Source organism: Caulobacter mirabilis (assembly GCF_002749615.1).
GTDB classification, from domain to species: Bacteria; Pseudomonadota; Alphaproteobacteria; order Caulobacterales; family Caulobacteraceae; genus Caulobacter; species Caulobacter mirabilis.
Genome location: NZ_CP024201.1, coordinates 2008152 through 2021918 on the forward strand (window position 1 = coordinate 2008152; position 13767 = coordinate 2021918).

At 69.4% G+C, this 13767-nt stretch carries 12 protein-coding genes and 1 tRNA gene; 5 read left to right on the forward strand and 8 right to left on the reverse strand.

Annotated features, from left to right (window positions below):
- Positions 1-3 precede the first annotated feature (3 nt).
- Entirely contained in the window at positions 4-1575 is a 1572-nt protein-coding gene (locus tag CSW64_RS09870) for an exopolysaccharide biosynthesis polyprenyl glycosylphosphotransferase (RefSeq protein ID WP_099621949.1), read from the reverse strand.
- Positions 1576-1729: 154 nt separating this feature from the next.
- Here CSW64_RS09870 and CSW64_RS09875 point away from each other — a divergent pair.
- Positions 1730-1821 (forward strand) — tRNA-Ser (locus tag CSW64_RS09875).
- 93 nt (positions 1822-1914) lie between these two features.
- On the opposite strand, the gene CSW64_RS09880 is transcribed toward CSW64_RS09875, so the two are convergent.
- Positions 1915-3012 carry a helix-turn-helix transcriptional regulator gene (locus CSW64_RS09880; RefSeq protein WP_099621950.1) on the reverse strand — a complete coding sequence of 366 codons (1098 nt, stop codon included), beginning with the start codon at positions 3010-3012 and terminating at the stop codon, positions 1915-1917.
- A 217-nt stretch (positions 3013-3229) separates the two neighbouring features.
- On the opposite strand from CSW64_RS09880, the gene CSW64_RS09885 reads away from it, so the two are divergent.
- Positions 3230-3652, forward strand: a complete 423-nt coding sequence (locus CSW64_RS09885; RefSeq protein WP_172448506.1) for a tetratricopeptide repeat protein — start codon at positions 3230-3232, stop codon at positions 3650-3652.
- Positions 3653-3682: 30 nt separating this feature from the next.
- Here CSW64_RS09885 and CSW64_RS09890 read toward each other — a convergent pair whose 3' ends face one another.
- Both CSW64_RS09890 and CSW64_RS09895 read right to left on the reverse strand, forming a co-directional pair.
- Positions 3683-4810: a TDT family transporter gene (locus tag CSW64_RS09890; protein ID WP_099621952.1), complete on the reverse strand. Its 1128-nt coding sequence runs from the start codon at positions 4808-4810 to the stop codon at positions 3683-3685.
- On the reverse strand, positions 4807-5676 hold the full coding sequence (locus CSW64_RS09895; RefSeq protein WP_099621953.1) for a LysR family transcriptional regulator: 870 nt from the start codon (positions 5674-5676) through the stop codon (positions 4807-4809). The genes CSW64_RS09890 and CSW64_RS09895 overlap by 4 nt, the downstream gene beginning before the upstream one ends.
- Before the next feature lie 134 nt (positions 5677-5810).
- Here CSW64_RS09895 and CSW64_RS09900 point away from each other — a divergent pair, with 134 nt between their 5' ends.
- Positions 5811-6488: a DNA-3-methyladenine glycosylase I gene (locus tag CSW64_RS09900; RefSeq protein WP_216361265.1), complete on the forward strand. Its 678-nt coding sequence runs from the start codon at positions 5811-5813 to the stop codon at positions 6486-6488.
- A 61-nt stretch (positions 6489-6549) separates the two neighbouring features.
- Positions 6550-8295 (forward strand): N-acyl-D-amino-acid deacylase family protein, encoded by a 1746-nt coding sequence (locus tag CSW64_RS09905; RefSeq protein ID WP_216361266.1) that lies wholly within the window; start codon positions 6550-6552, stop codon positions 8293-8295.
- Between the two features lie 7 nt (positions 8296-8302).
- Here CSW64_RS09905 and CSW64_RS09910 read toward each other — a convergent pair whose 3' ends face one another.
- The gene (locus CSW64_RS09910) at positions 8303-8737 is read right to left on the reverse strand and encodes a PACE efflux transporter (protein ID WP_099621955.1); all 435 of its coding nucleotides are present in this window, start codon (positions 8735-8737) and stop codon (positions 8303-8305) included.
- A gap of 90 nt (positions 8738-8827) precedes the next feature.
- Here CSW64_RS09910 and CSW64_RS09915 point away from each other — a divergent pair, with 90 nt between their 5' ends.
- On the forward strand, positions 8828-9721 hold the full coding sequence (locus CSW64_RS09915; protein ID WP_099621956.1) for a LysR family transcriptional regulator: 894 nt from the start codon (positions 8828-8830) through the stop codon (positions 9719-9721).
- A gap of 128 nt (positions 9722-9849) precedes the next feature.
- Here the strand turns inward: CSW64_RS09915 and CSW64_RS09920 are convergent, their stop codons facing one another.
- The 3 genes from CSW64_RS09920 to CSW64_RS09930 all read right to left on the reverse strand — a co-directional run bounded on the left by CSW64_RS09920 (position 9850) and on the right by CSW64_RS09930 (position 13716).
- On the reverse strand, positions 9850-11328 hold the full coding sequence (locus CSW64_RS09920; RefSeq protein ID WP_099621957.1) for a NosD domain-containing protein: 1479 nt from the start codon (positions 11326-11328) through the stop codon (positions 9850-9852).
- Positions 11329-11416: 88 nt separating this feature from the next.
- Positions 11417-13042: a long-chain fatty acid--CoA ligase gene (locus CSW64_RS09925; RefSeq protein ID WP_099621958.1), complete on the reverse strand. Its 1626-nt coding sequence runs from the start codon at positions 13040-13042 to the stop codon at positions 11417-11419.
- A gap of 56 nt (positions 13043-13098) precedes the next feature.
- Entirely contained in the window at positions 13099-13716 is a 618-nt protein-coding gene (locus CSW64_RS09930; RefSeq protein WP_099621959.1) for a TetR/AcrR family transcriptional regulator, read from the reverse strand.
- Positions 13717-13767: the final 51 nt, after the last annotated feature.

Below are 13767 nucleotides of genomic sequence, written 5' to 3' on the forward strand. Positions count from 1 at the left end.
CGGTTACCGGACGGCCTGCCGGTCCCCCAGCAGGCAGGGGATCGTCATGGCCATGATGTAGAGGTCGAACCAGAACGACTGGCGTTCGATGTAGTCGATGTCGAGGGCCACGCGGCGGCGGACCAGCTCGGGCGTGTCGACCGGCCCGCGCGAGCCGTTGATCGCCGCCCAGCCGGTCATGCCCGGCTTCATCCGGTGGCGATGGGCGTACTCGGCGACGATGCGGGCGGATTCGATCTCGCCGGTCTTCATGCCGATCGCGTGGGGGCGGGGGCCGACCAGGGACATCTCGCCGACCAGGACGTTGAACAGCTGCGGCAGCTCGTCGAGGCTGGTCTTGCGGATGAAGCGTCCGACCCGGGTGACGCGATCATCGCCGGCGGTGACCTGGCGGGCGGCGGTGGCGTCGGCGGTTTCCTGGCGCATGGAGCGGAACTTCCAGACCAGGATCTCCTCGTTGTTGAAGCCGTGGCGGCGCTGGCGGAAGAACACCGGCCCGGGGCTGTCCAGCTTGATGAACAGCGCGACGGCCAGCATGATCGGCCAGGCGAGCAGCAGGGCGAGCGCGCCGACCGCGAGGTCCTGGGCGCGCTTGAAGGCGGCGCGACGGGCGTCGGTCGGCCCGCCCGACAGCTGGGCGACCTGGGCGTCGGCGATCCGTGACAGCGTGCGGTTCGGCGAGACGCTTCCCGCCGCGTCGAGCACCAGGGAGACATCGTTCGGCAGGACCCTGAGCCGTCGGATCAGCTCGGCGATCCGGTTCTCGGCCGAGGCCGGCACGGCGATCACGATGCGGTCGACGTAGGGCAGGACCTTGTGGCCCAGCAGGTCGGCGGTGTCGCCGAGCACCGGCACGCCGGACAGATTGTTGGGCACGCGGCCGATGCGGTCGTCGAAGATGCCGAGCACCGCGACGTCGCGGCTCTCCAGGGCCGCGTCGATCAGGGTGCGCGCCGCGGGGGTGGCGCCGACGATCACGATGTTGGGCGTCAGCTTGCCCTCGCGACGCCAGCCGCGGACCATGGCCCACCAGCCGCCGTTCAGGGCCATCAGCGCGCAGAAGGTGATGCAGAACCAGGCGATCGCCGGCGCGCGCAGCGGTTCGGCGGCCGGCAGCAGCAGGGCGGCGGCCAAGGTCAGGCCGGCCAGGCCGAAGGCCGCGGCCGTTCGGGTCAGATGCCGCATCAGGCCTTCGCGCGGGCCGAAGGCGTAGGCGCCCAGCAGATGCAGGCTCCAGATCAGCAGGCCGACGCCGAGGAGAGCGGGCGCGGCTCCGGCGAGCGTGGCGTTGGCGAGTCCGCCCGGCGCGACCGCGTTGAGCACCGCCGCGGCGGCCAAGGCGGCGACGGCGGCGTCCGCGAGGCGGAAGAGGCCGGTGATCTGGCGCAGTTCGAGGCGCGCCCGCACGGGCGTGAGGCGATGGGGGCGGAAGGGGCCGCGGCGGTCCTTGCCCTGAGGGTCGACGTCGGGCTGGAACCCGCTCTCGACCTCCTGGCGCAGCGCGCGCGCGGCTTCCAGCCAGTCCTCCTCGGACTGGTCGCGCCTATGATCGCGAGCTGCGGCGGCCGTCGACATGACGCGACCATGGCAGGATCGCCTCAAGCGCCGGTTAACGCGGTTCTCCGGAAGGTTGTCGGGTTTGACGCCTTCAGGCGTATTTTCCCGAGCGGCCGCATTGCGAAACGCACGGCGCTTGGATAAGAGAGGCGTCCCGCGACGCGGGGGGTGTGGAGACGTGGCCGAGAGGCTGAAGGCACTCGTTTGCTAAATGAGCGTACCCCCAAAAGGGTACCGAGGGTTCGAATCCCTCCGTCTCCGCCATCCGCCTATTGTTTCGTAAGATCTTTTCCCACAACCCGACGCACGGTGCGGCAGGGCATGGACGCCATCGTGTCCGTCGGAGACGCGACGCGTTCAGTCGGCGTCCTGATTCCCCATCGGGAAGGTGGCCAGCAGCTTGAGCAGGGCGCTTTGGCGGTTGACGCCGGTCTTCAGGAACAGCGATTTCAGCTGGGTGCGCAGGGTCTCGCGCACGACGCCGCGCAGGTCGGCGATCTCATCGAGGGAATGTTCCGCGTACAGGCGCAGCGCCAGATCCGCCTCCATGGTCGTGAGACCGTAGGCGTCCTGCAGCGCCCGACGCCAGTCGGTTCCGGGCGTCGGCCGGTCGGGGTCGTCGATCCGCAGCAGCGCGCCGGCGTCGCCGTCGAAGCCCGCCGGCAGGAGCGCCAGCCGATAGGGACGGCGACCGGAAGGCCGGTGACAGAGCAGCGCCGCGCGCGCCAGCGTCGTCCGATCGATGACCGCGGCGACGGCGGCCCGGAGCTCCGTGGCCACGCCGGCCGGCGCAACGAGGCTTCTTCGGTTCAGGCTCAGACCGTCCCCGGCGTCCACCAGGCGACGGGCCGCGGCGGAGAGCGCTATGACCTGGAGGTTCCGGTCGAGGCGCAGGATCGCCTCGCCGGTCTGGTCGACGATGTCCTGAAGCCGGGCGCTTCGGTCGCGCTCCAGCGCCAGGGTTTTGCGAAGCGAAACGACGCGGCGGACATGGCCATAGACCTCGTCGAGCCGTTGCTCGTCGGCGACCGTAAAGGCCGCATCGCCGGCGGCCCGGTGGATGGCCATGATCAGACCTTCCCGCCCGGGCGGCGGCATCACGCCGAGGCACCGTCCGGTGTCGTCGCCGTGGACGCGAAGCAGATCATTGTAGATCGCGGTGTCGACAAGATCTTCCGGGGGCAGGCGCTGGTCGAGCGCCGCCGCGCGGCCGAAGCGGCCGATGGTCACCGCCGTCTCCGTCCAAGGGTCGGCCTGGATGAAGTTCCGCTGGTACTCGGCCAACAAGGCCCTGTCCCAATAGTTGGCCCGAAGCCAGGACGCGGTTCCATCCGGCTGCTGGCCGACGAAGATGGCCGAACGCGTGTCGCAGGCCGAGGCGATGTGGTCGGCCAGCTGATCGAACGCGCGATCATCCTCGATCGCGGCGTAGATTCCATCGAGGTCGATCGTCATCGCGCCGTTTCGAGCTCGTCTCGACGCCTGTCCCTCAAGCGCCTCCGGGTCGAGTTAGCGCCCGTTTCTCCACAGCGACAAGGCGGCGTGGGCGAGACGCTCCGTCGCAGGGGGAGGCGCTCACCCGTGCGGGGGATGCCCGTCGAACGAAGGGCGGCTATGCCGCTTCGCGATGGGCGCCGGGGCTGGCCCGGCGCTGGGTTTGGAGGGAAGGGCGATGTTCAGACGCTTCATCGTCGCGTCGGCGGCAGGGATGCTGGCCTGTCTCGGCTTCGGCGCGTCCGGCAGGGCGGACCCGTCCGATCCTGTTCCGGTGACGCTGGAGGGGCTGCAACAGAGCTGTGACGGCGGCGAAGCGGTCGACTGCGCCGCGCTTGGCCATCTGTATCGCAGGGGCGAGGAGGTCCCTCAGGACCTGTCCCGCGCCATCGCGATGTTCCGGAGGGGCTGCGACCTCAGCAGCGGCGCCGAGGAGTTCGGAAGCTATGCCTGCCACTTCCTGGCCGCCTTCTACGAGAGCGGCGAGGGCGTGCCGCGGGATCTGGCGCGCGCGCTTCAGCTGTACGAGAAGTCCTGCAAGGCGGGGAACGACGACAGCTGTTCGCAGGCCAGGGTCGTGCGGCTCTCGATCGGGAATTAGGCTCCCGAACCAAGACCGGATGGTCGCCGATCAGGCCGCCGGGGCCGGGGCCGCCAGGCAGGGCGCGGAAAACAGGTCGCCGCGCCAGGCGCCGTGCAGGGTCCGCGCCGCGACCAGACCCCAGACCGCGACGAGCGCTGCGGCCAGGACCGTTCCGGCCGCCTTCAGGCCGATCAGGTCCAGCGTTCCGCCCAGGCGCAGGGTTGCCAGGGTGTAGACGCCCAGCGGAAAGACGTAGCCCCACCAGCCGAGATTGAACGGCGCGCCCTCGCGGACGTGGCGGCCGGTGATCAGCAGCGCCAGCAGCAGCCACCACAGGCCGAGGCCCCACAGCGCCAGTCCGCCGATCACGCCCAGGCCCTGGGCGACCCGACCGACCTCCGCCAGTCCGTGCTGGGCGAAGACGGCGGGCGCGTCGCCGCCCAGCAGCAGCAGTCCGAGCGCGCCCGTGCCGATCGGCCCCAGGGTCAGCCAGCTCGACGCCGCCATGTCGGCCGGCGGCAGGCGATGCAGCGCCATGCGCAGCAGCAGGATGGTCAGGATGGCGAAGGCGATCGGCACGGAATAGGCCCACAGGACGTAGCCGCTCGCGAGCAGGACGAAACGCGCGCCCGGGTCGGCCAGATGCGGTGCGACCAGGCCGGCGCTGGCGGCCGTGACCTCCGCCGCCACCACCGGCAGCAGCCAGACGGCGGTCATCCGGTCCAGGGCGTGCTCCTGGCGGGTGAACATCAGATACGGGAGCAGCACTCCGCAACCGATCGCCAGGACCGCGTCGATCCACCAGAGGCCGTGGGCGATCTCGATCGCCGCCTGGCCGAAGCGAGGCAGGCCGAACACCACGAAGCCGTTGATGATCGTCGCCAGCCCCATCGGGATGGTTCCGATGAACATCGAGGCCGTGGCGTGGCCGAAGATCCGGCGGGCCTCGTCGCCGAACAGGATCCAACGCGCCGCGTAGAGCCCGCTGAACAGCACGAACAGGCCGATATCGACCAGCCAGAGCGCTTCGCCGACGGCGCGAAGGCCGGGGACGGGAACCTGGGCCAGCACCAGGGCGACCACGCCGACGCCCATGGTGACGGCGAACCAGTTGGGCGTGAACCGACGGATCGCCTCCAACGGACGGTCGAGTTCGGCGAGGGGACGCAGGCTCATGACGGCGCTCCGATCAGGTCGAGCAGGGCCGCAGAGGCCCGGCTGCGGCTGCAGTCGCGTCGACGCAGGGCGAACAGCGGCCGCTCGGGCAGGGCGAAGGGCAGGGCGTGCAGAGCGCCGACCGTCAGGGAGGTCTCCACAACCAGGCTGGACAGGGCGGCGATCCCGGCGCCCGCCTCCACCGCGCTGCGCACCGCCTCGTTGGACGGGGCGACCAGAGCGACGTCGAGGGCGTTCGGATCCAGGCCCAGGTCGACCAGCACGCGCTCGAAGGACGACCGCGTGCCCGAGCCGGGCTCGCGCATCACCCAGCGAGCGGCGCGCAGATCGGCCGCCTCAAACCGCGCCGCTGGATGAGCGGAGACCAACAACAGCCGGTCGGCGGAAACGGGCGAGACCTCCAGAGCCGGGTCCTCGACCACCCCCTCGACGAAGGCCAGTTCGGCGCGGCCGTCGCGCAGTCGCCGGGCGGCGCCTTCGGTGTTCTCCAACGCCAGGTCGATCTCGACGCCGGGATACCGCTCGTGGAAGGCCGCCAGGTGCCGCGGGAGCCAGTAGCCGGCCAGGGTGTGGCTCGCCGCCAGCCGTAGGCGGCCGCGCTTGAGGCCGGCGATGTCCGACAGCGCCTGTTCGGCCTCGTCGGCGGCGGCCAGGACGCCGCGGGCCGCGGCCAGGAACTGCCGTCCCGCCTCGGTCAGGGCGATGCCGCGCCCGACGCGGTCGAAGAGGGCCACGCCATGCCGGCCTTCGAGAACGGCGATGGCGGCGCTGGCCGCGGACTGGGTGACGTTCAGGGCTTCGGCCGCGCGGGTCATGTGCTCGCGCTCGGCGACGGCGACGAAGATGCGGAGCTGCTCAAGGGTCATGGAGAGTCCATGCGCCTCGCCAATCAATCGGTCCAATGAATTGATATGCTCAATATGATCGATAAAGCAGATTGAAACTCGACTCTTCCGCCCTGTCGCGATCGCGGGCACGATCGCTTCGGGAGGATCCGGCCATGGCCTTGCGGGCGTTCGAGGAGATCTGGGATCGCGCCGCGGCGCGGAAAGGCGGAGACGCGGCCGTCGAGGGGCAGCTGCCGACGATGAAGACGCCGGCGGAGCTGGCGGCCATCCCGGATGACCGCTGGCTGTCGCAGATGGCCCGCTGCGTGTTCCAGGCCGGCTTCTCATGGCAGGTGGTCGACAAGAAGTGGCCGGGGACCGAGGAGGCCTTCTGGAACTTCTCGCCGTCCCGCTGTCGGGCGATGTCGGACGAGGCGTTCGACGCCCTGCTCAAGGACGCCCGGATCATCCGCAACGGCGCCAAGGTCCGCTCCGTGCAGAACAACGCCGCCTTCCTGCTGGACCTGGCGGCGGAGCACGGGACCAGCGCCGGGGCGGTGTTCGCGAACTGGCCGATGAGCGACTACGTCGGCCTGCTGGACCTGATCAAGACGCGCGGCGACCGCCTGGGCGGCAACGCCGGCATGATGTTCCTGCGCTTCATGGGCAAGGACAGCTGGGTGACCTCGATGGACATGGTCAAGGCGCTGGCGGTCGAGGGCGTCATCGACGGCGCGCCCGACACCAAGAAGGCCCGCAAGGCGACCCAGGCGGCCTTCGATCAATGGGCCCAGGAAAGCGGCCGCCCGTTCGCCCACATCAGCCGGGTGCTGGCGATGAGCGTGGACTGACGTCGGGTCACGCTGTTCGCCGAGTTCAGCGGGGTGCATGATCCTCCGAAACGGGGAGGACATGGCGATGCATGACCTGGTGATCCGCAACGGGCGGGTGGTCGACGGAACCGGCGCGCCGGCTTTTCAAGCCGACATCGCCATCGAGAACGGCGTGATCGTCGCGGTCGGCGAGGTCCGGACCGCCGGGCGGCGCGAGATCGACGCGGCGGGCCGGATCGTCACGCCGGGCTGGGTCGACATCCACACCCACTACGACGGCCAGGTCACCTGGGATCCCTATCTGTCGCCGTCCAGCTGGCATGGGGTGACCACCGCGGTGATGGGGAACTGCGGCGTCGGTTTCGCGCCCGTGAGGCCCGACCGTCACGACTGGCTGATCGAGCTGATGGAGGGGGTCGAGGACATTCCGGGCTCGGCCCTGGCCGAGGGCATCGACTGGACCTGGGAGACCTTCCCGCAGTACCTCGACAGCCTGGACGCTCAGCCGCGCGTGCTCGATGTCGCCGCCCAAGTGCCGCACAGCGCCGTCCGCGCCTATGTTATGGGCGAGCGCGGCGCCCGCAACGAGGACGCGACGGCGCAGGATATCGCGGAGATGTCGCGGATCGTGGCCGAGGGCATGGAGGCGGGCGCGCTGGGCTTCTCGACCTCGCGCACCGTGGTGCATGTCACCAAGGACGGCGCGGTGATGCCGGGCACCACAGCGGCGGCCGACGAACTGCTGGCCATCGGACGGGCCATGTCCGAGGTCGGGCCGGGCGTGTTCGAGATGGCCTCCGACATGGCGCCCGCCGAGCCCGAATTCGAGTGGATGCGGGCCATGTCGATGGATACCGGCGTGACCGTGACCTACAGCCTGCTGCAGTCGCCGATGAATCCGCGCAACTGGGTCAAGCTGCTTGAGCTGAACGCTCAGGCGCGGGCGCAGGGCGCCAGCATCACCGCCCAGATCGCCTGCCGGCCGACCGGGCTGGTGCTGGGCTGGCAGAGCACCATCCACCCCTTTGTGGGTCGCCAGACCTATCGCGACATCGCCCATCTGCCGTTCCCGGAGCGGCTGGAGAGGCTGCGCGATCCGGCGGTGCGGGCGGCGATCCTGGCCGATCCGAGCAAGAAGATGGGGCCGCTGGGCGCGATCATGACCCAGGGCTTCGACCGGATGTTCCGCCTGCAGCAGCCCGACGGCCGGCTGGACTACGAGCCGCGGGCCGAGGACTCGATCAAGGCCCTGGCCGAGGCGAGCGGCCAGGCGCCGGACGCCGTCGTCTTCGACATGCTGATGGAGAACGATGGGCGCGGGTACATCTACCTGCCGCTGCTGAACTACACCGAGTTCAGCTTCGACCACATCCACGCGATGATGCACGACCCGAACACGGTGCTGAGCCTGTCGGACGGCGGCGCCCACTGCGGGGTGATCTGCGACGCCAGCTTCCCGACCTACATGCTGACCCACTGGGTCCGCGACCGCTCGCGCGGACCGCGCCTGACGCTCGAGAAGGTGGTCTCGATGCAGACCCGCGACACCGCCCGGCTGTACGGCCTGAACGATCGCGGCGTGCTCGCGGTCGGGATGAAGGCGGACGTCAACGTCATCGACTTCGACGCCCTGGCCATCCAGCCGCCGGAGATGGTCTTTGACCTCCCGGCGGGCGGCCGCCGCATGATTCAGAAAGCCGTCGGCTATGTGGCCACGGTGGTCAGCGGCGTGGTCACCTATGAGAACGGCGAGGCGACGGGCGCCCTGCCGGGCAAGCTCATCCGCGGCCCGCAGGGCGCGGGCGCGCGGATGGCGGCGGAGTAGGGCGCTTCTAGGCGGCGCAGGCGGCCGGCTTGACCGGGATCGGGAAGACCCGGTCGTAGGTCAGGTTGAACAGGAAGGCGTAGACCACATAGAAGCCGGCGAAGGTCATATCCATCAGGAAGGCCTGCGTCAGGCTGATCCCGAGATACCAGGCGATCGGCGGCAGCAGCATGATCAGCAGCCCGGCCTCGAACAGGGCGACGTGCAGCACGCGCAGGGGCAGGGTCTTGCGGGTGTGTCCCGCGGCGCGCTGCATCGCGTGGTCGAAGCCGAGGTTGAAGACGAAGTTCCACACGGTCGCCAGGGTCGCGCCGGCGACGCCGACGACGCCCATGTGCTTGGCCGGGATGTTGAACAGATAGGCCGCCGCCGGGATGAACACGGCGAGGGCGATCGCCTCGAACAACACCGCGTGCCGGATACGGTCTTGGACGGTGCGCATGATCAGAAGTCCTCTCTTGCGGATGAAGGAGGCGCTTTCTATCGATCATTGGGGTTGTCTCAAGTTGGGTAGTATCTGAATATCAGATAGATGACCGTTTCTCTCGATCAGCTCCGCGCCTTCGTCGCCGCCGCCGAGCAGGGGTCCTTCTCCGCGGCCGCGCGTGTCTTGCGGAAGGCGCAGTCCGCGATCAGCACCCAGGTGTCGAACCTGGAGGAGGACCTGGGCGTGGCGCTGTTCAGCCGGCAGGGGCGCAATCCGGTGCTGACGCCGGCCGGCGAGCGCCTGCTGCTGGAAGCCAAGGTGGTGCTGGACCGGCGCGAGCACTTGATCGGCGTGGCGCGCAGCTTCGAGGCTCATGTCGAGCAGCGGCTGACGGTGGCGATCGACGAGCTGTATCCTGAGCGGAATCTGGGCGCGCTGTTCGCCGATTTCGCCCGGGCGTTCCCGCATGTGGAGCTGGAGCTTCTGTTCCCGGTGATGGAGGACGTCAGCGCCCTGGTCCTGGCGGGCAAGGCGGATCTGGGCGTCATGTGGCGACAGGAGGCGCTGCCGGTCGAGCTGGGCTTCCAGGCGCTGGGCTGGGTCCCGCTGAAGCTGGTCTGCGCCAGGGACCATCCGCTGGCGAACGTGCGGGTGGCCTGGGAGGACCTGAAGCGCCACCGCCAGATCCTGCTGGCCATGCGCAGCGACGGTCCCGAGAAGCAGCGTCTGCGCGCCGCCGCCGAGGTGTGGTGGGTCGAGAGCCACTGGGTGATCCTGCGGCTGGTGGAGCAGGGGATCGGCTGGGCCCTGGTCCCCGACCACATCATCGCCCACTCCCCGATCGCGGCGAACCTGGCGACGCCGGAGCTTCAGTTCGACGACGTCGACTGGCCGGTGGCGCTGGAGATGGTCTGGCACAAGCAGCGCCCCTGCGGTCCCGCCGCCGAATGGCTGCGCGAACGCTTCGCCGCGACCCGGATCGGGGCGACGGGGGACTGAGGCTTCGCAGGCGGATAGTCCAGGCCACAGAGACGAGGCCTGGACTTGACGCCGATCCCACCGACCAAAGGCGCCGCGCGGGAGGGTATCTTCGGTCGGCGGAACGGCGATCACGCCATTGTCTGCGCCTACTGCGTACCGCCCCCGATGAGCATCGGGTTGGCCGTCTCGCACAGGTTGTCCCGGATCACATACCCGGCGCCGGTGCTCGACGCCGCCCGGATGCAGGCGGGATCGGGGCGTGCGTTCGGAGCGGCGTCCGTGGGACGGGCGAACCGGTTGCCGGTGATCGTAGCGCCGGCGCCCGGGTAGACCCCCTCGACATCATGCCTTCCGAGGTTCCAGTTTTCGACCCGGTTGCCGGAGATGATCGAGTTGGCCGTCGGGGCGTAGATGCCGACGAACTGAACGTTCTGGACGATGTTGCCCATGATCGTGACGGCGCCGGGCGTGGCGCCCTGATAGCCGATGCCCGTGCCGTTGCTGTCGCGGACCTGATTGTTCGCGATGATGACGCCGCGGCTCTGGGTGACGTTGCCGGCCGAGACATTCAACGCGACGGCGTAGTGGTTGCCGCCGCCGTACGAGACCGTGTTGCCGATGATCGTCCCGCCCCACTGCGCCTCGATCCGGATAGGGCTCTCAAAGTCCGAGCAATGGTTGCCGACGATCTGCGGCCAGGTCACGCCCGAAACCTTGACCCCGCGGATCGAGCGTCGGGGGACCCCCTGGGCGGCTTCCGCGCGCCAGCGGCCAACGATGGTGTTCCCCGTCACCGCGCTGGTCACGGCCTTGGTGATGTTCACCCCGAAGGCGCTGCAGTCGATGGTGTTGTTGCTGAAGTGGATGCTGTTCGACTGCTGGAAGGAGGCGCAGGCGGCCGTGCTTTCGATGTCGGTCCAGGTGCAGTCGGTGACGGTCTGACGGACGCAGTTGATCGTCTGGACGACGTTCCGCGTCGGCAAGGGAACGTTCAAGGGCGTCGACGCCCTGAAGTTCCTGATCGTCACGCCGTCCATGACGAAGTCCTCGTAGAACTGCAGGCGGAAGGCCAAGCCTTCGGCATCGTTCTTGGTGCAGCGGGCGCCGTCGATCACGCCGTTGGCGATCCGGCACTTCGGCAGCATCTGGGCCGCGGACACGAAGTAGGCCGAGACCGTGCCCAGGAAGGTCACCGGAAGGGGACGGTCGAGGGACACCGCGGCGCCCGTGACGTTGGAGACCCTCGACCAGCAGAACGGATAGAAGAGGACGTCCTCCGGCGGGCTGTTGACCGCCGTGATGGCGAGCCAGCCGCCTTCCACGATGCCGGCCGGGTTGGCGACGACCACCTGAAGGCTGCCCTCCGTCGCGCCGGATGCGACGGTCGTCGTGGCCGTGAACGCACCGTCGCGATTGAGGAAGTTGTGCGCGCCGTGCAGCGCGATCGTCGATCCGTTCAGGTCGATGTCGATGGCCTTGCTCGGAAACACCGCGCCGTCGAGGCGATAAGTCCGGCCCGGTCCGCACTGGATGGGGCGGCCGGTGTCGACGGCCGCCTGCCAGGCGGCGGCGTCATTCGCGACGCCGTCGCCGACGGCGCCGAAGTTTTCGGGGGAATTCGTCATGTCTACTCTCTCCAGGGAGCGCACAGAACGTCCGTGCGTCCTGCGGCCATCCTGGAGGCGCCCGGCGGGGGCGCGGGGAAACGAAGATCTATCCCCCTGTCAGGTGTCCGCCCCACTGGGCCCGCAGCGTCTTCTTGTCGATTTTCCCCGTCGCGGTCAGGGGCACGGCGGCGAAGACCACGTCGTCGGGCGTCCACCACTTGACGATCTTGCCCTCCAGGAAGGCCAGCACCTCGGCCTTGGTCACCGCGCGGCCGTCATGGGGCTCGATGACCAGCAGCGGGCGCTCTTCCCACTTGGGATGCGGCACGCCGACGACGGCGGCGATCTTCACGCCCGGACAGGCGACGGCGATGTTCTCCAGGTCGATGGAGCTGATCCATTCCCCGCCGGTCTTGATCACGTCCTTGGCGCGGTCGGTGATGCGCATGAAACCGTGCTCGTCCAGGGTGGCGATGTCGCCGGTGTCGAACCAGCCGTCGTCGTTCACGGCGTCGGCCTCCTTGCGGAAATAGCGGTTCACCACCCAGGGTCCGCGGACCAGCAGCGAGCCGCTGGTCTCGCCGTCGCGCGGGCATTCGTTCCCGTCGTCGTCGACCACCTTCAGCTCGATGCCGAACTGCAGCCGGCCCTGGCGGGTCCAGATGATCTCGTCGACCTGGTCCTCGCCCAGGGCGGCGACGGAGGGGGTCGGCGTGGCGACCACGCCCAGCGGGCAGGTCTCGGTCATACCCCAGATCTGCAGCACCTGGACGCCGTAGCGGCGCTTGAAGGTCTCGGCCATGGCCCGCGGCACGGCGGAGCCGCCGATGATCACCCGCTGAAGCCGGCCGGGCGTCTGGCCGTTCTGGTCCAGCCAGTCGAGGTACATGGTCCAGATCGTCGGCACCCCGCCGGTGAAGGTCACGCCCTCCTGGGCGATCAGCTCCTGCAGCGACGCGCCGTCCATCTTCTCGGCCGGGAAGACCATCTTGCAGCCGTTGATCGGGGCGATGAACGGCAGGCCCCAGGCGGTGGCGTGGTAGAGCGACGAGCAGGGCATCACCACGTCGAAGGCGGTCAGGCCGAAGGCGCTGGCCAACCCGGCCGCCAGGCCGTGCAGCACCACGGCGCGGTGGCTGTAGAGCACGCCCTTGGGATCGCCGGTGGTGCCGGAGGTGTAGCAGAGGAAGGCGGCGGCGTTCTCGTCGAAGCTCGGCCAGGCGAGCGGGCCGTCATCCTCGGCGCCGATCAGCGCCTCGTAGTTCAGCGCGCCGATCGCGCCGGCGTCGTGGACGTCCTCGTCGCTCATCAGGACGAAGGTCTTCACCGTGGTGAAGCGGTCCTTCAGGCGGTCCACCAGCGGGGCGAAGGTGCGGTCGTAGAACAGCACCGTGCTTTCGGCATGGTCCAGGACGTAGACGATCTGGTCGTCGAACAGGCGCGGATTGACCGTGTTCAGCACCGCGCCCAGGCCGGGGACGGCGTAGAACAGCTCCATATGGCGGTGGGTGTTCCAGGCCAGGCTCGCCACCCGATCGCCGCTCTTCACCCCCAACCGCAGCAGCGCCCGCGCCAGCCGCCGGGTCCGCGCGGCCAGGCCGGCGTAGTCGTAGCGGTGGATGCGGCCCTCGACGGTGCGGGAGACGATCTCCGTCCGGCCGTGGGCGACCTCGACGTGGTTGAGAATGGCGGTCGTCAGCAGCGGGACGTCCTGCATCAGGCCTGGAATCACTGGGGCGTTTCCTTTGTTGTGCTTTGCCCCGCAGCATCCGTCCGGCCGGCCGGCTGTCAATCCAGGCGGAAGGCTTCCCGCGCCGCTTCGCGCCAGGCCTTCACGATCCGGCCCCACCAGCGGATGCGTTCCTCGTCGGTGAGGCCGTCGCGGTCTTCCAGCCAGGTGATCATGCTGTCGACGAACAGGCCGAACATCGCGCCGGAGGCCTTCAGCGCCCGGGTGTCGGCGCCGGCGGGGGCGTTTGGACCCGGCTCGAACAGCGGCATCGAGGTCCGGGCCATGATCCGGCGCAGGCGGTCCTCCCAGTCCAGCTGGCCGGACCGGCAATTCTTGAGCACCACCAGGAACGGCGCGGGCTCCTTGCGGGCGACGGCCAGGACGCGGCCGACCATCGAGCCATAGCCCTCCCAAGGCTGGGCGTAGGCGTCGAGGATGATCGCCTCGACCTTCAGGAACACCGCCTCGACCAGGGCCTCGCGTGAGGGGAACAGGCGGTAGAACAGCACCTTGGCGGCGCCGGCGGCCTCGGCGATGTCGCGCATGGTGGCGGCGTGCAGGCCCTTGTCGTGCAGCACGCGGGCCGCCACCGAGACATACTCCGCCCGGCGGGCGTCGTGATCCACCCGCGGCTTGCGACGGGCGGGCGAGGCGAGGGGCGCGGCGTCGTCCATGACCTGTGCTTAGCCGATGATTTCCGGCTTGCCGAATGAGACCAATTGGTA

What these genes read in the sequence shown, in the direction of transcription:
- CSW64_RS09870 (WP_099621949.1), bottom strand. Translation starts at nt 1,575, where the DNA reads ATGTCGACGGCCGCCGCAGCTCGCGATCATAGGCGCGACCAGTCCGAG.
- CSW64_RS09880 (WP_099621950.1), bottom strand. Translation starts at nt 3,012, where the DNA reads ATGACGATCGACCTCGATGGAATCTACGCCGCGATCGAGGATGATCGC.
- CSW64_RS09885 (WP_172448506.1), top strand. Translation starts at nt 3,230, where the DNA reads ATGTTCAGACGCTTCATCGTCGCGTCGGCGGCAGGGATGCTGGCCTGT.
- CSW64_RS09890 (WP_099621952.1), bottom strand. Translation starts at nt 4,810, where the DNA reads ATGAGCCTGCGTCCCCTCGCCGAACTCGACCGTCCGTTGGAGGCGATC.
- CSW64_RS09895 (WP_099621953.1), bottom strand. Translation starts at nt 5,676, where the DNA reads ATGACCCTTGAGCAGCTCCGCATCTTCGTCGCCGTCGCCGAGCGCGAG.
- CSW64_RS09900 (WP_216361265.1), top strand. Translation starts at nt 5,811, where the DNA reads ATGGCCTTGCGGGCGTTCGAGGAGATCTGGGATCGCGCCGCGGCGCGG.
- CSW64_RS09905 (WP_216361266.1), top strand. Translation starts at nt 6,550, where the DNA reads ATGGCGATGCATGACCTGGTGATCCGCAACGGGCGGGTGGTCGACGGA.
- CSW64_RS09910 (WP_099621955.1), bottom strand. Translation starts at nt 8,737, where the DNA reads ATGCGCACCGTCCAAGACCGTATCCGGCACGCGGTGTTGTTCGAGGCG.
- CSW64_RS09915 (WP_099621956.1), top strand. Translation starts at nt 8,828, where the DNA reads ATGACCGTTTCTCTCGATCAGCTCCGCGCCTTCGTCGCCGCCGCCGAG.
- CSW64_RS09920 (WP_099621957.1), bottom strand. Translation starts at nt 11,328, where the DNA reads ATGACGAATTCCCCCGAAAACTTCGGCGCCGTCGGCGACGGCGTCGCG.
- CSW64_RS09930 (WP_099621959.1), bottom strand. Translation starts at nt 13,716, where the DNA reads ATGGACGACGCCGCGCCCCTCGCCTCGCCCGCCCGTCGCAAGCCGCGG.